Annotated in this window: 20 protein-coding genes; 11 read left to right on the top strand and 9 right to left on the bottom strand. The window is 59.4% G+C overall.

Going from position 1 to position 22,083, the window contains the following annotated elements:
• Positions 1 to 83: 83 nt before the first annotated feature.
• Both RQH62_RS11000 and RQH62_RS10995 read right to left on the bottom strand, forming a co-directional pair.
• Complete coding sequence (locus RQH62_RS11000) at positions 84 to 1,289, bottom strand: hypothetical protein (RefSeq protein WP_311268795.1); 1,206 nt, start codon at positions 1,287 to 1,289, stop codon at positions 84 to 86.
• Positions 1,282 to 2,286, bottom strand: a complete 1,005-nt coding sequence (locus RQH62_RS10995; protein WP_311268794.1) for a nucleoid-associated protein — start codon at positions 2,284 to 2,286, stop codon at positions 1,282 to 1,284. Before RQH62_RS10995 ends, RQH62_RS11000 begins: the two co-directional genes overlap by 8 nt.
• A 655-nt stretch (positions 2,287 to 2,941) precedes the next feature.
• Here RQH62_RS10995 and RQH62_RS10990 point away from each other — a divergent pair.
• The 4 genes from RQH62_RS10990 to RQH62_RS10975 all read left to right on the top strand — a co-directional run bounded on the left by RQH62_RS10990 (position 2,942) and on the right by RQH62_RS10975 (position 9,923).
• Positions 2,942 to 4,606, top strand: a complete 1,665-nt coding sequence (locus RQH62_RS10990) for a DNA cytosine methyltransferase (protein ID WP_311268793.1) — start codon at positions 2,942 to 2,944, stop codon at positions 4,604 to 4,606.
• 155 nt (positions 4,607 to 4,761) lie between these two features.
• Complete coding sequence (locus RQH62_RS10985; protein WP_311268792.1) at positions 4,762 to 5,067, top strand: very short patch repair endonuclease; 306 nt, start codon at positions 4,762 to 4,764, stop codon at positions 5,065 to 5,067.
• A gap of 45 nt (positions 5,068 to 5,112) precedes the next feature.
• The gene (locus tag RQH62_RS10980) at positions 5,113 to 8,208 is read left to right on the top strand and encodes a helicase-related protein (RefSeq protein WP_311268791.1); all 3,096 of its coding nucleotides are present in this window, start codon (positions 5,113 to 5,115) and stop codon (positions 8,206 to 8,208) included.
• Positions 8,205 to 9,923, top strand: a complete 1,719-nt coding sequence (locus tag RQH62_RS10975; RefSeq protein ID WP_311268790.1) for a hypothetical protein — start codon at positions 8,205 to 8,207, stop codon at positions 9,921 to 9,923. Before RQH62_RS10980 ends, RQH62_RS10975 begins: the two co-directional genes overlap by 4 nt.
• Here RQH62_RS10975 and RQH62_RS10970 read toward each other — a convergent pair.
• From RQH62_RS10970 to RQH62_RS10945, 6 genes are all read right to left on the bottom strand, one after another.
• Complete coding sequence (locus RQH62_RS10970) at positions 9,904 to 11,511, bottom strand: NERD domain-containing protein (RefSeq protein ID WP_311268789.1); 1,608 nt, start codon at positions 11,509 to 11,511, stop codon at positions 9,904 to 9,906. The two genes, RQH62_RS10975 and RQH62_RS10970, sit on opposite strands and share 20 nt — an antisense overlap.
• On the bottom strand, positions 11,512 to 12,723 hold the full coding sequence (locus RQH62_RS10965; RefSeq protein WP_311268788.1) for a sigma-70 family RNA polymerase sigma factor: 1,212 nt from the start codon (positions 12,721 to 12,723) through the stop codon (positions 11,512 to 11,514).
• A gap of 241 nt (positions 12,724 to 12,964) precedes the next feature.
• Entirely contained in the window at positions 12,965 to 14,287 is a 1,323-nt protein-coding gene (locus RQH62_RS10960) for an MvaI/BcnI family restriction endonuclease (RefSeq protein ID WP_311268787.1), read from the bottom strand.
• Positions 14,288 to 14,740, bottom strand: a complete 453-nt coding sequence (locus RQH62_RS10955) for a DNA mismatch endonuclease Vsr (RefSeq protein WP_311268786.1) — start codon at positions 14,738 to 14,740, stop codon at positions 14,288 to 14,290.
• 3 nt (positions 14,741 to 14,743) lie between these two features.
• Positions 14,744 to 15,967: a DNA (cytosine-5-)-methyltransferase gene (gene dcm / locus RQH62_RS10950; RefSeq protein WP_311268785.1), complete on the bottom strand. Its 1,224-nt coding sequence runs from the start codon at positions 15,965 to 15,967 to the stop codon at positions 14,744 to 14,746.
• A 185-nt stretch (positions 15,968 to 16,152) separates the two neighbouring features.
• Positions 16,153 to 16,785, bottom strand: a complete 633-nt coding sequence (locus RQH62_RS10945) for a DUF3363 domain-containing protein (protein WP_311268784.1) — start codon at positions 16,783 to 16,785, stop codon at positions 16,153 to 16,155.
• Positions 16,786 to 16,817: 32 nt separating this feature from the next.
• Here RQH62_RS10945 and RQH62_RS10940 point away from each other — a divergent pair, with 32 nt between their 5' ends.
• The 7 genes from RQH62_RS10940 to RQH62_RS10910 all read left to right on the top strand — a co-directional run bounded on the left by RQH62_RS10940 (position 16,818) and on the right by RQH62_RS10910 (position 20,680).
• Positions 16,818 to 17,441: an enoyl-CoA hydratase-related protein gene (locus RQH62_RS10940; RefSeq protein WP_311268783.1), complete on the top strand. Its 624-nt coding sequence runs from the start codon at positions 16,818 to 16,820 to the stop codon at positions 17,439 to 17,441.
• Complete coding sequence (locus RQH62_RS10935) at positions 17,366 to 18,037, top strand: TrbI/VirB10 family protein (RefSeq protein WP_311268782.1); 672 nt, start codon at positions 17,366 to 17,368, stop codon at positions 18,035 to 18,037. Before RQH62_RS10940 ends, RQH62_RS10935 begins: the two co-directional genes overlap by 76 nt.
• 1 nt (position 18,038) lies before the next feature.
• The gene (locus RQH62_RS10930; protein ID WP_311268781.1) at positions 18,039 to 18,266 is read left to right on the top strand and encodes a DUF2274 domain-containing protein; all 228 of its coding nucleotides are present in this window, start codon (positions 18,039 to 18,041) and stop codon (positions 18,264 to 18,266) included.
• A complete protein-coding gene (locus RQH62_RS10925) occupies positions 18,263 to 18,451 on the top strand; it encodes a helix-turn-helix domain-containing protein (RefSeq protein ID WP_311268780.1) in 189 nt (62 codons plus the stop codon). The genes RQH62_RS10930 and RQH62_RS10925 overlap by 4 nt, the downstream gene beginning before the upstream one ends.
• Before the next feature lie 204 nt (positions 18,452 to 18,655).
• A complete protein-coding gene (locus tag RQH62_RS10920) occupies positions 18,656 to 19,069 on the top strand; it encodes an MbcA/ParS/Xre antitoxin family protein (RefSeq protein WP_311268779.1) in 414 nt (137 codons plus the stop codon).
• 26 nt (positions 19,070 to 19,095) lie between these two features.
• Entirely contained in the window at positions 19,096 to 19,785 is a 690-nt protein-coding gene (locus tag RQH62_RS10915) for an RES family NAD+ phosphorylase (RefSeq protein ID WP_311268778.1), read from the top strand.
• 16 nt (positions 19,786 to 19,801) lie between these two features.
• Positions 19,802 to 20,680 carry a 3'-5' exonuclease gene (locus RQH62_RS10910; protein WP_311268777.1) on the top strand — a complete coding sequence of 293 codons (879 nt, stop codon included), beginning with the start codon at positions 19,802 to 19,804 and terminating at the stop codon, positions 20,678 to 20,680.
• Between the two features lie 237 nt (positions 20,681 to 20,917).
• On the opposite strand, the gene RQH62_RS10905 is transcribed toward RQH62_RS10910, so the two are convergent.
• Complete coding sequence (locus RQH62_RS10905; RefSeq protein WP_311268776.1) at positions 20,918 to 21,883, bottom strand: HNH endonuclease; 966 nt, start codon at positions 21,881 to 21,883, stop codon at positions 20,918 to 20,920.
• Between the last annotated feature and the right edge of the window lie 200 nt (positions 21,884 to 22,083).

The following is a 22,083-nucleotide window of genomic DNA, read 5'->3' as shown; positions in this document are numbered from 1 at the left end:
CGCCATCACCGCGACCGCTCATACGAGGCTCGTTTGACTGCTCGATGTCCATGCTCACGCCTCCTCAAAGGCCGCGAGCTTTCCTATTCCGGTGCCGGCAACAAGGCCGCCTTCCGTCGGCGCTTACACCCTATCGGCGCAAGTTTGAGAAAGGCAATGGTAGTGCCGAGCGCGCCCAAGGCTAGGATGGCGCAGATTCCGATCAAGGCGCCACGATGCCACCGTATCCTTTCAGCGAGATCATCGAACACATCCGTAAACTGATCAGCCACTGCAGCAAAGTCGTCCGAAAGCCGGGTCTTTTGGCGCTCGACCTCATTGGAGATGACCTCCAGCGTCTTCCACTGGTTAATGCCCGCAATGACGAGCATGGTGACGAATATCCACGCCCCCAGCAGCACGCCCAGGTTGGCCCAGAAGGTTACGTCGCAGCCTGTCACCTTCTTTAGCTGCGACACAACGACGATGGTAGCGACCGGGATGCCGAGGAGCTGCCCCTGGATGTCCACGATGGTCTTGTGAATTTTGCCCGCGAAGTCGAGGCGCGCGTTCTCCACGTCATTCCGGATTTTCGAATAGGAGAAGCTGGAGGTGAAGAGGCGATACCCCTTTTCGACCTCGTCGGCGAGGCGCTCCAGGTTACGGATCAGATAGGCCAGCCGGATGTCGGCGCGTATGGTTCCGACCATCTCGATCAGAGTGGTCTGGAGGATCGTACGTTTCTCGTCGATGTGGAGCTCCTCCGCGAAGAGCCTGACGAGCCGTTCTGCCTTCGCGACGACATCGCCCTGCAGGTCAAGGGCCCCGAAACGGATCGGCACGACGACCTTATCCTTCCCGATGAAGATCATCTGGCGCATCGTCTCGTCGTTCACTGATGCGGTCTCTCTCAGTATACGCAGGACCTCAAGGACGGCTCGGTATCGAAGGAGGACACCCGGGACGGGATGATCGCCAGACGCGAAGCCGGGATTCTTGACATAATAGCGTTCAGGCTCGGCGAGGACGGCACCGGGCGCCCGGAACAGGTCGTCGAAGGAGGAAACGAGCAGACCCATGCTCGCAGCGTTTGGCGGGCAGATGTGAACGCGCAGCTCGGAGCCGACCGTCGGCTCGTCGTCACCATCGACTGTGATCTGGGTTTCAGCATATAGGTCATTATCGTCCATGATGGCGCGTAGATTTGCCGCCATATGCTCGCTGCCGACGGTTAGCACGCCGCCATCTTCGCCGTCGAACCGCGTGGCGCGGTAGATTTCGACGAGATCGGCGAACGTGATGTCAGACACCTATCATCCCCTGCTCACGCATTTGCCTCACCAGATCCTCGGGCACCTCGAACAGGGTGAGGGAGTTCGCCGTCTGGTCAAAGCGCACGATGCTCTTGTCGACCGCCTCGCGCGAGAAGTCGACGGTCCACATCTTGGTTTTGCCGGTGAGACGCACCAGCGTCTTGATCGCGCTCGCGTTCGGTACGAAGCCCTCGTTTAGTTGGCGGTCGGTGTCAGCGAGGAAGCCCGACAACTTGGCGGGAGCATTTGGCATGAGCCGGTTCGCCATCGCCTCGAACTCGACAGGCTCTTTGGCCTTGTTCGCCTTTCCGAGGTAATCCATTGCGTCGGACAGAAAGGCGGTGGCGGTCTTGTCGTCCATCTTCTCGGCAACAGTGAAATCCTTCAGCGCTCCGACGAGGTGCAGCGTGTCCTTCCGTTCCAGGATCGCCGAATCGCACCCGAGGAAATCTCGGAAATAGTCGGAGATTGAGCCCTTCCCCTTCAGGAAGCTCAGATACCGGTCGTGGCCATTGGCCCATGCGGTCAGGTTGATGCGCCCGGCGAAGCGGAAGCCGTCTAGGTCGAGCGTCTCGACATCCTGCATGCCGCGCCGCTTGGTCAGCGCGGTGCTCAGCGTATCGGTGACGATCGTCACCAGAATATAGTCGCTGCCCTCGCGCCGGAAGTGAGCGAAGAAGACATGTCCGCCTTCCGACGCTGTCTTCTTCCCGGCCTCCCGCGCAAGATTGTCCATCATCCGGCCGGTCAGGCCAAGGAAGTCCTTCTTATTCGCCGTGACATAGTCGCGGATTTGCCCCTCGGTCGGAGATCCCTCGGCAGTAGTGAAGCGGCCGTGAGATTTGGAGGTGCGCCGGTTGTAGAGGTCGTAGATGGTCGCGATGACGCGCTCGGCCGTCGGAGTGACCTGAAGAAGCTCCTCCGACCTGGTCACAGAATATTCTGCGTCCTTGCGATTCAGATCATGAATCGCAAGAGCGATTATCTCGTTCAACTGGCCTCTCCCCCGCGCCATCCTACCCAGTTCTTTGAACCTCTAGCGCCTAGGTCGCTATCCGCAAACCGCTATCTAGTCCGCATTTCGCTAAGTGATGAGATTGGCTTAGCGAGCTGATCTGATAAAGGGATTGTAGCCGGGCGATCAGTCCGACCACCATGTCGGTCCGCACTCTCCCAAGCCGCGCTTTGCTTGGCCTACATCGATCCGGGCCGCACGTCGGTATCAGTGCACCCGCCTGTGGATCGCTGGGACCATCCAGATCGATAGCTTGGCGAGATTAGAGGTCAAAGGCTAATCACACACCGTTCCAAGAAGAACCGACGTCGAGGCAGGTTCACGCCTTACGCAAAAAATGCGGCTTATGTGCGATATGTTGGATATGTAGGGTCCATGATGTATGCTGGATACGACGATTTTCCCGCACCAGAGCACCTCTAGCTAACAGTGTCGTTATCGACACGTCACCTATCGGTGCATTTAACGATTTCGACTGGCCGACGAAAATTGGCCTATTCCCGATACGGTCGACCCAGGTGAGACGCTCGGCCTCGATTTTTCCTTCCCGATTGCTGTCGGGCCGCTCTAAGGATCTTGCCAAACGGGTTAAGGATCTATTCAAGGTATGCCGTGTATCAGACTGGGGGATTGCATGGCAAAAATTGCGAAGACTGTAAGAGCTATCGACCTCTATTCGGGCGTCGGCGGTTGGTCCCTGGGTCTAAGACTGGCCGGTGTCGAAGTCGTCGCTTCCTATGAGCTGTGGGGGCCTGCGAACGAGACCAATTTCAAAAACAATTCCCATCAAGCCCAAACCGTCGATATCCGCCGATTGGCACTCGACGATCTCCCAAGCGACATCGACATCGTCGTCGGCAGCCCTCCCTGTACCCAATTTTCCTATAGCAATAGGGGTGGTGGTGGCGATCTTGCGGATGGGCTGAAGGACATCATCTGCTTCCTGACGATCGTCGATCATCTCAAGCCGCGGATGTGGGCGATGGAGAACGTCCCTCGGGTCGCGAAGATCATCGAGAAGGAGCTCGAGCCAGGCGGTGTCTTGGCCGAATTCGCACATCTCGGCTGCGTCACGCATGTCGTGGACATGGCAGAATATGGACTCCCGCAGCGTCGACACCGGTGTATTGCGGGAAATTTCGACATCGAATTGCTGAAATCGTTCATGTCCGCAGCGCATGCTCCGACACTTGGCGCGGTCGTCACTGCGCTAGCCGCGAATCCGGTCGTCGATCCGCTCTACGGTCTATCTATCGCGCGATCGGACCTGATCGATCACGTCGAAGAGGATTTGCTGAGCGCGGAAGAGGTCCGGATAAACCGGGCGAACAAGATGACGCACACCGTCTACAATTCCATGCCGTTCCCTGATCCTATGGACCGAACCGTACGGACGATCACCGCAACGTGCACGCGGGTGTCACGCGAGAGTATCGTGATCGCCGCCCCAGGGCATATTGACGCCTACAGGCGGCTGACGTTGCGTGAGCGGGCGTCCCTCCAGGGATTTCCTGTCACCTTCCAATTCTACGGCGCCAACTATGGCCAAAAATTGCGAATGATCGGCAACGCCGTCCCGCCTGCCTTCTCGTATCTGATGGGCCAGGTTCTCCAAGGGCGTCAAGCCAAAGATGCGCCATCGCTTTGTCACGCGGCGAGAAACCTTAAGCGTCCGAAACCGATACCGCGCGAGACGCCGCCGGATCGTGCTGGCGCACGATATCCCGCGAACAGGACGTTCAAGTTCGCCGTGCCCAGCCTGCAGTTGAAGAGCGGCGTCCGGTTCCAACTCGCTAATGACTGCACCGGCGACATCGTCACTTGGGGGATGGCCTTCTATTTCGGGACCTCCAAGGCGATCCATTCCATCCCATTGAACGAAGAGACAGCGGCCTGCCTCGACCTAGCCGCCTCTCCAGCGTTGAAGGCGGCCGTCGCCCCCTGTCTCGAGCGGATCAGGCACTTTGTCGAGAATGCCGACATCGCGAACATGCAGTCCGTCTGGACGCACCGGAGACCCGGGGGAACCCGCGCATTCATGCTCCTCGATGAGCTGGACGAGATCGGCTCCACGATGGCGAACGCGATCGCGCCGCATTCCAGTGAGGCATCACGGTTGATAGAGGCGGTCACTCTGCATCATCACGGCGCATCGGCGGCGGCGTTGCCGGGGCTGGCCAAGCTGGCCAGGAATTCCACGACGATATTGGCGGGGCTACTGATGGGCTCGATGGTTAATCCGTTGCTTCTGACCCATGCGTGTCGCGGGCATGCCCGAAAACGCCGAACCTCGATCTGAAACGAGCTTTCCACACTTCTCATATCGGATAAATGGTTGATCGCCTCACCCCTCAACAGCGCAGCGCAGCGCAGTCATGGCGCGCATCAGGCGCTCGGACACCAAACCTGAGATAATCGTGCGCAAACCGCTCCACAGGCTGTTACAGGTTTCGCGTGTTTCTGAAAGGAGTCCCGGGACGACCGGACATCGCGTTCCCTCGTCGGCGGAAGATCATCCAGATTCACGGCTGCTTCTGGCATGCGCACGAAAGGTGCGCGATTTTCCGCATGCCGAAGTCACGTACTGAATTCTGGGACGCGAAATTCGCGCGTAACGAGGCACGGGACGCGAGACTGGAAGAAGCGGCGCGCGACGCTGGGTGGGACGTCTTGACCCTTTGGGAATGCGAGCTGAAGGACGAAGCTGGTCTGATCGACGAATTAGTCGATTTTCTTGGTCCAACGAGGGCAAACGTCTGATAGGCATCCACTGCTCCCGCACGCGTCGTCGGGAGGTGGGGGCGGATGATGACCTTGCTCGAAGACCCGAATGACGAGGTAGCTCGCTACCGCGCGGCTGAGCGCTTCGTAGCGTGGCTAGAGCGGCGCGTGATGATCGAAGCCCGCGGCGACGAACAACAGGTATCGCATGTCGATCCTACCGGCCGGTTCTGGCTCGGCCGCATTGGTCCGAAAGACTTCGTCACCCGGCCGGACGAACGTCAGGACCGATTGGAGCCCTGTGCCATCGGCCTCCGGATCAGACCTGCGACCGCGTTCCCGCTCTCCTTCGAGGTGCGGATCAGCTGTCGCCTGTGGAAGCGGCGGCGGGCAGACGAAGGGGCAGGCCTCCGCTGGGCTTGGGACAAGTCGGAGCCCGTGGGCGCCAGCCTAGCCATCATAGTCGAGGACCGGCAAGGCGATCAGATTTTCGGCGCTGACGCGGTCACCAGCGCGCTCTCCACGATCGGGGTGCCAGGCCTTAGTGGGGATGTGCGCGTCCGTATCACCGGGCGTACCCCGTCATCCCGGGCGCTTGAGATCACTTTCGTGAACACGAGCCAAGAGGTCGGCGATTACGCGGAGGGCCGCTTCTTCGAGGCAGAGCTCGAGGTCGTGGGGCTACAACGTCTGCCCTTCGAATTGGAGACGCTGCCGGACTCATTCCGCTATGATCGTCACGTCCAGGCGTACGGGATCAATTGCGGCTTCACGATCGATGATGGCGGTACGATCCGGACAAGCGACGGTCCTGCGCACACCCGGGAACGTCCGACGTTCTGGCCTTCACCAGAGCAGAAGCCCGACCTGACCTTCGCTGGTTTGGCGGAAGACCCGGTCGAGAGTTGCCGGGGCTTGGTTCGATCCTTTGAGGCGTGGTCCTCTGAAGTCTGGTCTGACGAGGTGCTCGCCCGACGTGCCAGCTCCGAGGGTTGGTCCGAAGGCATGCGCCAGGAAGCCAGCGAGGCCCTAGAGGATTTCCAGTCGGAACTGGATCGCATCAAATCGGGCGTCCGTTCGCTGGAGACCGATGAAATCCTGCGGTCGTCGTTTCAGCTCATGAATCGAGCCATGTGCATATCTGCCGCAGGAAAATATGATGAGTGGCGGCCCTTCCAGATCGCGTTTCTGCTCGCAAACCTGCAATGTCTGGTCGATCCGCGCCCAGAGGCCGAGATCGTGGACATCGTCTGGTTCGCGACAGGTGGTGGGAAGACCGAAACGTACCTCGGATTACTTCTGACCGCCGCGTTCTTGGACAGGAAACGCGGCAAAGTCTCGGGCATCACCGCTTGGTCGCGGTTTCCATTGCGGCTGTTGTCCCTTCAACAGACCCAGCGTTTCGCCAACGCTCTCGCCGCCGCTGAGATTGTGCGCCGCGAGATCGGTCTCGAAGGTGATCCCTTTTCGCTCGGGTTCCTTGTCGGTGGGGCCGCGACTCCCAACAGGATTTTGAAGGAAGCATCTTCCCGCGGCGTCGACGCGGATACGGTCGAGGAAAAACAGAACCCATATCTGTTGCTCGATCGATGTCCATTCTGCCGTCAGCGGACGGTGGGCACTGAGTTCGACCGCCTGTTATGGCGCCTCGATCACATCTGCTCGAATCCTTCGTGTCCGACGGCGGGGCAGCCGTTGCCGATCCATGTGATCGATGATGAGATTTGGCGTTTCCTTCCGACGATCGTTATCGGGACATTGGACAAGGCCGCCAACATCTCCCGCCAGACCGGGATGCGAGGGTTGGTGGCTAGCCCTCATGGACGGTGCAAGATTGAGGGCCACGGCTATACCTACGCGACACGGAGTACCTTTCCGAACGGTTGCTTCGTCCCAGATTGCCCGGGCGGGACCCCTGGTCCACTTCCCATGGCAGCCAACCTCTATCCGGTGAGTTTCCGCCTCCAGGACGAATTGCATCTGTTGCGTGACAGCCTGGGGGCGGTGGACGCGCATTACGAATGCGCGCTCGACGGCATCCAAGAGCAGCTCACCGGGCACAAACCGAAGATACTCGCTTCGTCTGCAACACTCTCCGGTTACACCAAACAGGTGGACGTACTTTACCGGCGGAAAGCGAGGGTGTTCCCGCAGCCTCCGCCGATCGACGGGCAAGGCTTTTGGGCCGCGGACTCGGGCCAAGTGATGCGACGCTACGTCGCCTTCGCGCCCCGTCGCTTGACGGTGGAATTCGTGGTGGACCGTCTGATCGTCACGCTCCAACGCTCCATCCGTCGGCTTTTCACTGATCCCGGGCAGCTATGTGAAGAGCTTTCGATCAACGTCGGCTTTGCGCCCTTCTTGGTCGATCTCTACGGCACCAACGTCATCTACGGGAATACACTGCAAGATATCGATGCCGTTCTCCGGTCATCCGAAACGCAGTACGCCGAACTTGAGCCGCCGCCGAACGTCGCGACATTGACCGGAAGAGTCGGCTTCGACGAGGTCAAACGGACGCTCGATCGCCTGGAAACCGCCGAGCCGCGCTACGAAGATCGATTACATCTGATCGCAGCGTCATCTATGATGTCGCATGGCGTAGATATCGATCGGCTCAATGTGATGATCATGCTGGCCTTCCCGCTCGGCGTAGCGGAGTTCATCCAAGCTACCGCTCGTGTGGGCCGTAAATGGCCGGCGCTTGTCGTTGTCGTCCCTAAGATGACGCGGGAGCGCGACGCGAGCGTATATCGGGCTTTTCCCGAATTCGTGTCGCATGGTGATCGTTTCGTAGAGCCGATCCCGATCACTCGGAAGAGCCGGAGGGTGTTGGAAAGGACGATCGCCGGTCTCGAGATGGCTCGGATCAACCTCATTCACGAACCCGCCTCCAAGGCTCGCATCACTATGATCAGGGATCTAAACCGGTATTCCCAAGCCAATCCCGATATGCTCGCCGACGACGAGAGGTCGATCGCGGCCGACATCGGGATTGATGAACATGACGAGTTCATGCGCACGCAATTACATGACTGGTTCGATGGCTTCGCGCGGAATCTGCGCGAACCCCCGGCTGATGCTAGGTTCCCCTCGGACGCCTCACCGACCGGGGCGCCGATGACCTCGTTGCGCGACGTGGAGGAACAGGCACCCTTGAAAGGAAACAGTACCCTATGAAGGAGTACAGGAGCGGGTCGCAGATACTGTTCGGTCACCTGCCCGAGCAGACGGTCGACGCCGGCGGCGGCGTCTGGAAGGTCAAGCGATGGAACGATCCGAAGACGGTCAATGCGATCGACACGGGAGCGCTCCGCGAGGAGCTGATCCGCGCCGCCTATCCATGGAAGGAAGCCAGCCCTAGTCAGGATAGTGGCTTCGTCGATGATCTATTGGCGCATCGGCCCGTCCGCGTGCACGCACTGAATCGTGAGGAAGGCGTCTACTGCGAACCTTTTCCCCGGCTTTTCATGTGCCAGCGCTGTAAACGACTGCATGACGACGCCATGGGCAGATGCAAATGTGGCGCGACCGCGCGCCGCGGTCAGTTACCCTTTGTCGGTTACCACGAAGCCTGCGGGGCGATCAAAACGCCGTACGTCGCGAAGTGTCCGCAGCACAAGCAACGGGCCGTCCGTTTCCCTGGCACCGCATCGGCCGCCGAACTGGTGTTCTACTGTCCGGAATGCCCACCCGGAACTTTCATCAACCGAGGGTTCGGAGCGTCCTGCGACTGTGCTCTAGGCGGGGCTCTATCGTTCACGGTCCACCGTTCCGGCAATGTGTTCAAGCCGCGCGGGATCAGCATGATCAATCCGCCCCGCCGGGAAATCCTCATCCGCATCGAGCAAGCGGGCGGGGGCGAACGCGCGCTCGAATGGATGCTTGAAGGCATGGTGGGAAGGCGGCTGACGGAGTCGGCCGCCCCACAGAACCCCGCTTCGATCCGTAAACTGCTCGAGGATCGCGGGTTCGACGATGCGACGATATCCGCGATGATATCCGCGATGCCCGACAAAACCGAATCCGGGAAAAGCACACTGGCGCTCGATCCCGAGTTGCGCGCGGATGCGGAGCGCCAAGCGAAGCAAGTAGCGCTGGCTACGTTCGAGAGCCGGATCACGATCGCCGACCTTCTCGCGCGGTCGACGTCCGAGAGGCTCCGCGAACAATACCGGGCTGAATATCCACGCGCCTTGCACCGCGCCGGAATCGAGCGGATCGAACTGATTGACAAGTTCCCGGTGCTGACCGCTCAGTTCGGATACACCCGTGGCAAACCGAACCCTGGCGACAGTAGGCTGCGCACCTATCGGGAGAAGACAGGCGAGTACATCGTCTACGGGGATTTGGCGCAGACCGAAGCGCTGTTGGTCAAGCTCGACCCGGTCATGGTCCTAGGCTGGTTGCTCCGAAGGGGCTTTGCGCTTCCAAATGCTTCCTCGAACCGAGAGGCGGCAGAGACAATCCTGGCGTCTATGGGACCAACAGACAGGCCTAACGACCTGACGGAAGCTGTGATCGAACTCGTGCATTCGATCTCGCACGCGTTCATCAAGAGGGCGGCGGTCTACGCCGGGATCGAGCGGAGCGCCCTCTCCGAAGTCGTTTTGCCGACGGCGTTCTCGTTCTTCGTCTATGCCGCCGCCCGTGGCGACTTCGTGCTCGGGGGCCTCCAAGCGCTTTTTGAATCTGATCTCCATCTCCTGCTGGATGGCATGGTCGATGACGAACATCGATGTGCCCTCGACCCAGGTTGCGAGGACACCGGCGGGGCCTGTGCGGTTTGCCTGCATCTCGGCGAACCGTCTTGCCGCATGTTCAATACTCGACTGTCCCGGAAGGCCTTGGCCGGCGGTCTCGGCTATTTCGACGTCACGACGTCTCCCAACTAAGCCGGGACATGTCCGCGGCGTCGCCGACGACGACTAGGACGCTACGGGCTCTGCTTATTCCCACATAGGCGGAGACGTGCCCGTCCGCCGCAAACGGGCAGTCGAGGACAAGGATGATGGCCTGGGATTCAAGGCCTTTGAAGCGGGGGATTGTTTCGACTGGTATTCCGCGGCTGCCCCAGAGCCCAAAAGAGAATGGGCCGATCGAGCGTTCCCGCAGCCTTTCGGCCATACGGGCGGAGCAGCAAAGTACAACCAAGTTGGTAGGACCAAAACCTTCGTCCAGAAGGTCTTCGACCGCGCTGATGACATCCCGCTCCTTGGCCGGACCTTCGGACATCCGCCAGATCGGATCAGGCCCCGGGATGCCGCGCCCCTGCGCGTCGCCGCCCACGATCGCGGCGACACGCTTCGCAATCGGGAGGGTGTTACGCATGTTTCGTGTCAGCTCCCAGACAAACGGATATGCCGCATCAAGATCCCAACCGCGTCTCCACAAGTCCTGGCGAGGGTCCGCGAAAACGAAGAACGGCGCTGCCTCGATGCCCCGGGTCACGCAACGGAGCGCGTCGAGCCAAATCGGAGAGAAGTCCTGCCCCTCGTCGACTACGATCGCATCGTAGATTGTCTCGTTGCGCGAGCACGCGTCGATCAGGATCGACGGCGCTTCATCTTCCCACCACGCCTGATCGCGCTTGCTCGATACGGGGATGCCAGCACGATGAGCCTCCCGGAGGCATATCGAGTGAAACGTGCCAGCGGTGAGATCTGGACCATTTCCGACGTGTTCGGTCAGCTCGGCCCCGAGCAGCTCGTTAAAGCAGACTAGGAGCGTCCTAAATCCGTCTCTAGCCAGCTGTTGCGCGCGCGCTATAGCGAGAACGGTCTTACCTGTCCCGGCTCCGCCGATGATCAATCCACCGCGATGGGCGCGCAACCGGGAAAACGCTTCGATCTGCTCCGCTGTGAGTACGATCATATTGGCCTCAGCGTCGCCACTCGCGCTGGCCAGCGTAGGTGACGCGGACACGGTCGGCGCCAACAGCGAAATCACCTTCTCTACGTCTTTCGGAGGAAGGTTCGCTTCGAGCGACCAATGGGTCAAGCAGCGCGCTACGGCGCCACCGATGTCCAAAAGGTCCGTCTTGGAGACGGTGATCTGCGACGGTGCGGCCGGACCGACCGACGGTACGGAGTCCATATGTGGGAAGACCACCGCATGGCCGATCCGCATGCGGGCACCCAGACCATGGTCCCTAAACCATCCGATCAGCGCATGCTTTGACGCAGTCGCCTGTTCATACGGATTTTTGATGTCATGGCGTTTCCCGAAGCGATCTGTAGTGATCCAACGGCCGCGATCGACGTCGATGCCGCCTCCCTTTACTTCGAGTACGATCAAGCCCTTGCGGGGGTGGAAGATGATGAAATCCGCTTCTCCGTCACCTTGGCGGCCGCCGCGCTTCGATTGCCAGCTGACATGATGCAACACGACCCATCCGTCGGGGAGCCGGCGCAAAGCCTCCGCAACCCTGCGTTCGGAATCCTCGATTGGTTCGTCAGAACCGAGGCCGATATACCGCGCCATTCAGTTGTCCAAGAAACCGCGGAGGCGCGTGCTACGAACGAAATGGCGCAGTTTGCCAAGTGCTTTCACTTCGATCTGACGAATCCGTTCCCGGGTGACGCTATATTCTTGCCCGACGCTCTCAAGGGTATGGTCACGGTCCAAACCGATGCCGAAGCGCATCCGTAGCACCCGCTCTTCGCGTGGGGACAGCGTCATCAGGATATCACTGAAACGCTCTTGCAGTTCCCGATACGAGACCATGTCAAAAGCAGACTCGGTGGGATCTACCGCAAGGGCGAGCAAGGTCGTGTCTTCGCCGATCGGAGCATCCCCTTCGATACAATCCGTCGCCTGGACACGCCAGAGCAGCTTCATCAAACGCTCGGAGTCCATCCCTATGGCTGCCGCAAGCTCATCTGATGTCGGAGTTTTGCCATTGGCCAGAGTCAATCTGGCCTCGGCACGCCTGATCCTTGTCATCTTTTCCTGAAGATGGACGGGAAGCCGTACCAATCGGTCACCGTCCGCTATCGCCCTACGGATTCGCTGCTCGATCCACCACGTCGCATAGGTCTTGAAACGGAACCCCCGTTCGGGATCATATAAGTCCGTCGCCCGCATCAGCCCGATCACGCCTTCTTGGACGAGATCCTCGAGCGAAAGGTGTTTCTTTTGGCCCCGACGTCGCGCGAGCATTTCAACATATCGGAGATTCCCCGCGACAAACGTCGCCCTCGCCTTGTCAGCATCCGCACGCACGCGCCCGACATAGGCCGCATCGAGGCCGGCCGTATCCTCTGGAAGTTGGAGCGATAGTTGTATCCGACGACCGAGTTCCCGCTCTTCGACCTCATTCAAATAGCGATATTTCCGTCGGCCTTTGTCGGGACCCCCGCTTCCTTGATCTAATGCTTCTTCTTCCTCCTCGACGATGGGATAGCCGGTTGAAGCTAAGAGGGTCTCGATCTCCACACACTCGGCGATTGACAGCTTCCGGCGAAGGTAGGTGCGGTTGACATCGCTGCGCTGGAGTGAACCGCCCCCTCTCTGCGCGTCGGCAGAAAGGGCCTTGAACGCTTTCGCAACGATATCTAGCCGAACGAGATTTGCAAAATCATCCGTATCGACTTCATCGCCCTCAGAGAGAAAGTCGGTGAGGTCGTCATCTTCGACTTCCGCTTGGCGATCAATATCTGGACAGTCTCTCGTGTCCGGCTCTGCATCTTCCACACGCCCCCCTTGGCTTTTGGAATCCCGATATACTTTGGCGCAGCAACAAAGCCGCATCCCACGCACATCGCCTGTCGAGTTATACTCTCCTACATAAGCGGGTCAGCGCCAAGAATGATTTTACGATTCACGCAATGTTGCTTTGATCGAAGCCCCCGACAGTGCAGCGGATTGCGGCGCAGTGCTGCGGACGGCCGCTGGCTCGATGGCCTTACCCAAACCGGGTTCGTACAAATCCCATTCAGAGCAGAAGAACGGTTTCATTCCGCTGATAAAGCTGGGTCAGATCGGCATGGGCAACCCGGAACTGACTCCGCCGTTTGATGTCCGGCTTCGCTGACGAAGCCTTTTCGATTTTTACGGCCGGATCGTAATAGACCGTTCCTGTCGAAAAGGCCTTGAGGAACAGCAGAAAATCGGTCTGCTCGCAGAGGAGAACCTGTGCGCCATAGCTATACTCCGGCGGTGGCGTGCGGGATAGCGAAGGTACATATGCTGCCTGCGCATGCTTCCGGTTCCAGTGCGCCATCAGACCCTTGAACGTCCAGGATGCTGCAACCTCGTCGGTCACGCTGACCAGCGCCATGCCCCCGTCGATATCGGCAATCTTGCTGCTCGCTGCATCATATCCTGTCAGCGTCATGCGCAAGCCGGTCAGATGATGGTGGTCGCGGGTGCAATCGTAGCGACCGCCAAAATTGAAGCGATCTTCCTTGCCGCTCTGATCGGCATATCCGAACCGCTTCAGAAATTCCGCCACGCCCTCAGTCTTGTAGACGCCGCCGGTCGGCTCCGGCGTCATCAGAGTCACCGGCGATTTCGGCCTGAACGCCGTGAAATTATTCACGCCATATTGCTTCACTTCCCAGCCCATGAAATCCGGCTCTGCATAGCCGTTGGGGGTAATGCCAAGCTCGGCTTCAAGAGTGTAGCCGCCGCCGTTGCGGGCTGCGTAGGGCGCCTTCGTTCCGTCTTTCGCCAGCTTCTGGGACATGATCCAGTTCAGCTGATAGATGCGGCGCAGTTCGTCGAGCAGGATCGTTTTTGGATCGGCAGGCTGGTCCAGGCTAAGCGGCAGTTCGATGAACACGCCCAGCATCGGCCAGACGCCCGCCGCCAGTTCCTTTGTGATCGGGTTATCAGCATCCGTCACATAACCCAGCACGACACCGTCCCGGGTGACGCCAAAGAACATGGCCCGCCCCTCGTCGCGAACGGTGAGGAGCTTTGAGGGTGCCGCCTTGCAGCCCTTCAGAAAGCCGGACATCCGCACTTCGGGATATTTGGGGTAGAGGATCAGGTTCGCGTCGGGTGCGCGGTGCCTGCCTTCTTCATTGACCCAGTAAAATTCGACATCGGCCTTGGCGCGGTCGCGCACGCTGCCGGCCTTTTCAGAGGCGTCGGTATAGACCTCGCCATGCGGGATGACATTCAGCGCCGCAAAGCCGCCGCCCAGATACACCTGGTTCTTCGAATTATCGTTGGGCGACAGATGCTTTGCGTAGATGCGGTGAGCGCCATGATGGCGCATGAGATCCAGCAATTGCCCCAGTGATGCGACCAATTATTCGCCCCTGACAGTCATAGTCTTCTCCGACGACCTTATCCAGGCGACTAGGCGCTGCATAGCCTCGGGAAAATCGAGCCGGGTCCGGCCCTTCAGCGCACATTCCCAGACCGTGGCTACCCGCCAGCCGGAGGCCAGCAGCGCGCCGACCACACGATCATCATTCTCCACATTCCGCCCGATCTTCGCTCGCCAGAAATCCTCACGCGTGGATGGCCATCTGAACAGGTGGCAATCATGGTGGTGCCAGAAGCAGCCATTGACGAAAATGACGGCCCGCCAGCGTGGGAAAACCAGATCGGGTTTGCCCGGCAGATTCTTTACGTGAAGCCTGAAGCGCAGACCCGCCGCATGCAGGGCAGCGCGGACCTGCATTTCAGGCTTCGTATGACTGCCTTTGATGGCCGCCATATTGCGACTGCGGGTCGCCGGATCGTGAACGTCCGCCAAATGTCAGGCAGCTTCGCGCTGCTGCCCTGCCTCGACCAGTGTCTGGATATGCGGCTGCATGATCCGGGCGACTTCATGGAAGACCGGAACGGCGACCGAATTGCCGAACTGTTTATAAGCCTGCGTATCGGATACCGGGATGCGAAAATCGTCTCCATAGCCCATCAGGCGGGCGCACTCGCGCGGGGTCAGACGGCGTGGGTTCATCTTCTTGCCCTGACTGATGAGAATCTCCGACCCGTCCTTATAATAACGGGCCGACAGGGTCCGGGCCACATCATCCGGCGTCACCAGCCCGAAACCGAAGCCATTGCCTGCGGCCTTATGCTTGTCGGCATAGCCCTGAAGATACTGCCAGAGCTTGTCAGTGAGCGTATATTTGCCGTTCACGATCGCGTCCGGGCCAAGGGTGTAAGCCCCTTCCGCCTTCTCGGTGCCGTCACCGGGATGGAGGATATCCTTCAGCTTCACGGAACCCTTCTCCGGCAGGTCCAGATCGTCCCAGCTGAATGGCACTTCGTCACGGAAGCCGACGATGACAATGCGCTCGCGGTGCTGAGGCACGAAATGCTTCGCATCGATCACCTTGTGCCAGACCTTGTAGCCAAGCTCCTCGGTCAGCGTTTTCAGGATCACCTGGAAGGTCCGGCCCTTGTCATGGCTGGTCAGGTTTTTGACATTCTCCAGCATGAAGGCGGCAGGCCGCTTGTCCCTCAGAACGCGCGCCACATCGAAGAACAATGTGCCCTGCGTTTCATCCAGAAAACCATGCTGGCGACCCAGGGAGTTCTTCTTGGAAACACCCGCGATGGAGAAGGGCTGACAGGGGAAGCCGGCCAGCAGAACATCATGGTCCGGAATCTCATGGGTTTTGATCGTGGTTATGTCGCCATGCAGCGTATGATTGTCGCGGAAATTTGCCGCATAGGTTTGCTGGGAATATTTGTTCCATTCCGACGTGAACACACAGTGCCCGCCAATGGCGTCAAACCCCTTCCGGATGCCGCCAATCCCTGCGAACAGATCGATGAAATTGAAGCGGCTCTCGCCAAAGCCGGTTGCCGATCCGCCAGCCATATTCTGGAGCATGTTCAGCGCGGCGCGCCGGGGCGTGCCGTCGCCTCGTTCCCACCGGTATAGTTGACGGGGGCTATAGCCCAGACGGTTCGCCAGCTCCTCGATAGAAATGCCTGCCTGTGCACGGAGCGTTGCGAATTCGTTCTGCATGATACCTCTGGGACGATTTGCGACATAGTGTCGCCATTTGACCCAGAATGCAAGGCGCAAACCGTGAATGTTCTATTTATGTTCACAGGCAAGCTAGCAGGCGACGGGTGCCCCGGAAAGCCCGGCAATGGAATTTTGATCAGATGGCAGTTGAAGCACGGTGGACAGCCTAGTTGCCCGCACCTTCATGAAATCACCGGCCCGGACCGACCGCGCCCAAACTGCCAGCTGATCCCATCCGCCCGCATGATGCCGGATGCCGCCTTGCCCATGTTGCGCTCGAGAACGTCCCGCCAGGGCACGAGGGTAAAATCCCGCGACCGTTCGACCAGCGCATAGCTGCCGCCTTCAAGATCAATCCGGCGGGCGATGGTCCCCTCGATCCGCTCGCCGATCCCGGCAGACGCAAAGGATTTACCGACGCCCTCCGCAAGCTGAGCACCAGCCTGCCGCAATTCGCGCTGGCGAAGCACATCTATGGTCCCCTGCCGGAACCGAAGCGCCGCACCGTCCGGATCAGCCAGTTGCTGCTCGACCAGCCATTGCCGTCGCGCTGCCAGCGCCGCCCTGACCTCGCGCCCGAAACCAGCATCGCGAACCGGGTTTCCGCTTCCTTCCGACAACTCCCGATCGAGCCAGGTCGGCGCGTCTTTTCCTGCCAGGTCGGCGACAGGGGTTCGGGACATCACCGATACCGCCACAGGCCGGTCCCGCTGCTGCCGCACGGCATAGGCTTCGGCGCGCGCAAGATGGTCTTCGGTTACCCCATCTGAACTCGGCCCATCTGAACTGGCCCAACTGAAATGGGTCCCTCCCATCCCCTTTGCCTGATTTTTCCGGAGACTTTCTCATGACCAATATCCTGCATGTCGAGGGTGTCGAACAGACCGAACTCGAAACCGTCGCCTACACGATCGAGAATGGCATCGCCTGGGTGAGCCTCAACCGCCCCGACAAGCGCAACTGCATGTCGCCGCGCCTCAACCGCCAGATGATGCGCGTGCTCGACGAACTGGAGTTTCGGGACGATGTCGGCGTACTGGTCCTGACCGGCGAAGGCACGGCCTGGACGGCGGGCATGCCCAGGACAGCGAATTGTCGCAGCCGCTGGCGAAGCCGACGCAGGACGCGCTTTCGGGCCTACCGGGCAGCTATGGCGATGCACCCAGGCTTGGGCCACCCCTGCCCGGAGATCTCGGCCGTCCGATCCTGCGCGCCCAGGAACGGGCAGAGGGGGCTATGCCGCCCGCGCGGATCGATACGGCGGATGCCGCACGCCAACAGCGACTGGCCGACCTCAAGGCCGCAAGGGAGTCCGGCCTCCTGGCGCAGATCACTTCCGGCCGCAGCATTGCGGCAGCAACCTCGGTTGAAGCCTCTACTGCCAATCCCGCCCCTGTGGCCGCGACCCCGGGCACCGCCGTGCCACGCAAGGAACAATTCGCGTCGGCCCCCGACACTGGCGGCGACCTGAATTCCGGTCGGCTCGTTGCGCCGGCCTCCCCCAACAGCCTGCTTGCAGGCAGCATCATTGCCGCGAGCCTCATCACCGGGCTCAACTCGGACATGCCTGGGATGGTCACGGCGCAGGTGACCCAGAATGTGTTCGACACGGTCACGGGCACCATCCTGCTGGTGCCGCAGGGCGCCCGATTGATCGGCAAATATGACAGCGTGGTTGCCTTCGGGCAGCGACGGGCGCTGGTCGTGTGGCAGCGTCTCATCCTGCCGGATGGTAGTTCGATCCGTCTCGACAATATGCCAGCGGCTGATGCAGCGGGCTATTCCGGGCTTTCGGACGGGGTCGATTTCCACAGTTGGACCCTGCTCAAAGGTGTCGCGATCGCGACGATGCTCGGCGTCGGCTCGGAGCTCTCGATCTCCGGCGAGAGTGATCTGGTGGAAGCGATCCGAGAGTCAGCCCAATCCAATACAGCAAGGGCAGGCGACCAGATCACTCAGCGCAATCTCGATATCCCGCCCACGATCACCATCCGGCCCGGCGCTCCGGTTCGCTTGCTTGTGAACCGTGACCTGATCCTCGCGCCCTGGCGCGGACTTGGAGGCTGACATGCCCGACTTGAAACTGGGAAAGCTCCCCGACCGGACGCCGATCAAGCTCGCCGTCACGATCACGCCTGACCTTCAGGCCGCGCTCCAGGCCTATGCGTCGATCTACGCGCAGGCCTATGGCGTGGAAGAGCCCGTCGCCGATCTCATTCCCGCGATGCTGGCGGCGTTTCTCGAAAGCGATCGCGGGTTCATGCGCGCGCGCGACGCGCAAAGGAGCAAGCCATGACGATCGAGCAGGAACCACTCAGACGCGAGCCCCTGACTGTGCGCGTGGCGACCGCCGTGGAGATCACCGGGCTCAGTCGCTCGCGGCTCTACGAGATCATAAAAGCCGGCGAACTGGAAACGATGAAAGTCGGCCGCGCCACCCTGATAAGATATGACAGCCTCAAGAATTTGCTCGGCCTCTAGCATTTCCGCCAGCGGTGCCGGAGCTCGCCATATGCCCTGCAGGCTATGCTGTTTAGCGCATAAAGTGCGTTTATGCGCTAAACAGCATAGCTGGTGTCGTCTCGATGCGGGCTTCCACGATTGCCGACTGCCACTGAGCCATAATGACAAGATAATTGCCATATGGCATCAATTAATATATATGATGCCATATGGAGTTGTCCTATGGCTATGCTGCAACCTGTTGAAACCGTTCCCATCCCATTTCAGCCTGGGCCTGTTACGCAGGAGGAAGGTGCCGCCTTGTTTCGCGCGGCCCTCAATCTGTTTGCAAAATGGGGCGTCACCGACGAGCAGGCCGCCCTGCTGACCGATATGCCGGTACGCAGCTTTCGTCGCTGGAAAGCCGAAGGGCCGAGCCGCATTTCGCGCGATGGGCTTGCTCGTCTCTCCAACCTCATGGGTATCCACAAAGCACTGCGCCTCATCTTCCAGGAGCCGCAGCGCGGCTATGAGTGGGTCAAGGCGCCTAATGCCGCTTTCGAAGGCGCAAGTGCGCTGGCGGTCATGCTGGGCGGCGAACTGACCGATATCATGCGGGTGCGGCGCTATCTCGACGCGGAGCGGGGCGGCTGGTGACGAGTGTGGGGGTGCCAACGTCCCGAGTGGAATGGGAGGGTGCGGTCAGGATCATCCGCAGCATCTATCCACCGATCGACCTGTTCGAAGACATTGCAGATCCTGCTGACTGGCCCCTTCTTATTTCGGCGGAGCAAAAGACGAACCCCCGCATCATGGCGTCGGTCGGTAACATCGATCTGATCCCGCCCGAGCGACGGGTCGGCGGTGTCGGCGCCTCCTATCTCATGGCGTCGTTCACCCACGTCAGTGTCGATCGACCAAGCCGATTTTCGACCGGGCACTATGGCGTGCTCTATATTGCGCGAAACTATGAAACCGCGCTGTTCGAGACGATCCACCATCATGCGCTTTTCATGGCCCGGACGGCTGAAGCTGCCGGCTGGACATCGCAGTTTCGAGAGATCGTCCTGAAGGTGGATGCTGAACTCCATGATCTCAGAACGCATGACTCCACGGCCGGCACCTGCCTCGACCCTGACCACTATGGGGCGGCGCAGCATTTCGCGGCGAGCCTGCGCGGTTCAGGCTCGGATGGCATTGTCTATCCGAGCGTTCGGCAGGCCGGTGGCGAGTGCGTCGCGCTCTTCTATCCGGATTGTGCCTCGAAGCCTGTTCAAGGCCGGCATCTGGACTATCATTGGGATGGAAAGCGGGTTGATCTTGTTCGGGACGCCGGCAGCGGCACAGTCTTCCGCGTGGTAGAAAGCGCATGACAGGAATGGCCGCAAGATGAGTTTCGCTACGGCTGATCGTCATGAGCAGGCGGCAGACCTGCTGGGCACGCATCCTGATTATCGCGTGCAGCGACGCCTTACGCCCGTCACGCACTTTCACGAGGCTGGCCCGCAGACGTCCAGCCGCATCGGCGTTGCGATCGATGTCGAGACGACCGGCCTCGACCGCGAGACTGACTGTATCATAGAACTCGCCATCCAGCGTTTCCGGTTCGATGAAGCCGGCCGAATTATCCAGGTCGGCGTGCCCCGGGTTTGGCGCGATGATCCCGGTATCCGCATCGACCCGAAGATCACCAAGCTGACAGGCCTGTCGGCCGATGATGTTACCGGACAAGCCATCGACGATGCCGTGGCCATGGAAATTCTCTCGTCCGCTGACATCATCGTTGCCCACAATGCCGCCTTCGATCGGCCTTTTGTGGATCGTCGCCTGCCGGCGATCGCCGGCAAGCCCTGGGCCTGCTCCATGGCCGAACTGGATTGGCTCGAACTTGGGTTCGAGGGGCGTGCCCTTGCGCATCTCGTGTCGCAATGCGGTTGGTTCTATAAAGGGCACAGGGCTGAGAATGATATCCTCGCCCTTCTATATCTGCTTTCCCATGAGCTGCCAGACGGAGAGACGATCCTGGCAAAGCTCATCACTCGTTCGGAACAGCCGACCTATCGAGTGAATGCGATCGACGCGCCGTTCGACGCCAAGGATCGGCTCAAATCTCGCGGCTATCGCTGGGATGCTGTCTTTCGGTTCTGGTGGAGAACCATTGGAGAAGGCGAAAGCGATACTGAACGTGCATGGCTGCTGAGCGACGTTTATGCAGGATACGGGGAACCTGTGTTCATTCCCGTGACCGCCTGCGAGCGGCATCGCTGACCGCAAGGCCACATTTCAGTCATGCGTTCAACTCCGAGCACCTCGTGACTGGGATTGGCCGGTAGGGAGAGGCGTCCGGTTCGGAGCTGGGTCGCTGGGATTTCGGACGTTCACGCCGCGTCGGTTACCGAGCAATTTCCGGGCATTTAATCCCCTTCACGGAAACGGCTGCTCAAGCCACCGCCGCCGTTGGATGTAGAAATTGATGTCGGAGACTACGCATCGACTACGCTAGCGCTAACCAACGAAGCGATCTCGTGATCGCCTTACAGTAAGGAACGCGGCAAGGCCCGGGTACGGCTGCAGTTGCGCAGCTTCCAAAGCTGAATAGCGCGTCAAGATTGTTTCGTAAGAAAAGCCACCAGCTGCACCTAGTGCCACCATCAGATGACCATCCTTCCTTCGATAACTCCGAAAGACTGTGGATCGTATCTGATCACATACGAGGTTAGCGGCCCGTGTGAGTTCGAGCATTAGGTCAATTACGAGATCGACGTGCTCATCGTAACGTTGAGAGTCGATCTCGTAATTTGGGTTGTAGGCTCCGCCGTTTGAGTAAAACTTATCCGTAATGAGCAAGCCACTCGATTGAGATGGCATTAAGTGGAGATGTAGTGTCGAATGAAAATCGGCAAGAACTCTTGAAAAATTTGCAAAAGCATCCTCGAGTGAGCGGTGCCTTCCCGGCAGAATTTTGCCAATGAATTTAATTCTCATCGCTGATAGATCTTGATCAACATTCTCGAATATGCGTGGACGAGAAGCGCCTAGCACGTAACTTGTCCATGTGTACCAAGTATCAATGTGGCAGAGAGCAGCCCAATCATCGATGAGAATGCTGTAATCTTCATCATCTTGAATACGATCTACATCCAGCCCGAGTTGCTGTACCCAAGCGTTATGTTCACGCTTCAATTCGTGAAGCTTCTCAACGGTCCATGTGAGCTCGTTGCTATCAATGATTTTATGATGGTTCCGGCACATCAAAATCAAATTCGGGTACGAATTGCGATCCTTTAATTCCATCGGAGATTTACCCCGAGGGCCATCTTCTTTCTCCGCGACAATGTGGCAGTTCTCGCCGATGATAGTCAGATCTGTGGCATCGTCTTCATGGACCAATTCTAACTGGCAGCCGGGATAGGCACAACGGCCCGCAGCTCGACCCCAAAGCATATTCTGAGACCTGACACTGACTGACATCTGGAATAGTCCCCCTTCGACCGAGCGCGAGCCAGCTGAGATACCAAATCGCTATGCTACCCGCGCGCGCCTACATCAAATCTCCCTAAAGTGAATACGATTAGAACTGGTCTTCGGACAGCCGCTGAAGAAGTCCGCTGAGAATGCGAGCTTTTGACATAAATGGAGATACAACGGCTTTCCATTGAAGGACCGCATTC

The organism is Sphingobium sp. WCS2017Hpa-17 (assembly GCF_031843765.1).
Lineage (GTDB): Bacteria > Pseudomonadota > Alphaproteobacteria > Sphingomonadales > Sphingomonadaceae > Sphingobium.
This window is presented reverse-complemented; position numbering and strand designations above follow the sequence as displayed.

Coding starts and splice junctions, on each gene's coding strand:
- RQH62_RS10930 (WP_311268781.1), top strand. CDS start 18,039: ATGCCCGACTTGAAACTGGGAAAGCTCCCCGACCGGACGCCGATCAAG.
- RQH62_RS10940 (WP_311268783.1), top strand. CDS start 16,818: ATGACCAATATCCTGCATGTCGAGGGTGTCGAACAGACCGAACTCGAA.
- RQH62_RS10945 (WP_311268784.1), bottom strand. CDS start 16,785: ATGGGAGGGACCCATTTCAGTTGGGCCAGTTCAGATGGGCCGAGTTCA.
- RQH62_RS10980 (WP_311268791.1), top strand. CDS start 5,113: ATGATGACCTTGCTCGAAGACCCGAATGACGAGGTAGCTCGCTACCGC.
- RQH62_RS10925 (WP_311268780.1), top strand. CDS start 18,263: ATGACGATCGAGCAGGAACCACTCAGACGCGAGCCCCTGACTGTGCGC.
- dcm (WP_311268785.1), bottom strand. CDS start 15,967: ATGCAGAACGAATTCGCAACGCTCCGTGCACAGGCAGGCATTTCTATC.
- RQH62_RS10975 (WP_311268790.1), top strand. CDS start 8,205: ATGAAGGAGTACAGGAGCGGGTCGCAGATACTGTTCGGTCACCTGCCC.
- RQH62_RS10970 (WP_311268789.1), bottom strand. CDS start 11,511: ATGGCGCGGTATATCGGCCTCGGTTCTGACGAACCAATCGAGGATTCC.
- RQH62_RS10920 (WP_311268779.1), top strand. CDS start 18,656: ATGGCTATGCTGCAACCTGTTGAAACCGTTCCCATCCCATTTCAGCCT.
- RQH62_RS10905 (WP_311268776.1), bottom strand. CDS start 21,883: ATGTCAGTCAGTGTCAGGTCTCAGAATATGCTTTGGGGTCGAGCTGCG.
- RQH62_RS10910 (WP_311268777.1), top strand. CDS start 19,802: ATGAGTTTCGCTACGGCTGATCGTCATGAGCAGGCGGCAGACCTGCTG.
- RQH62_RS10990 (WP_311268793.1), top strand. CDS start 2,942: ATGGCAAAAATTGCGAAGACTGTAAGAGCTATCGACCTCTATTCGGGC.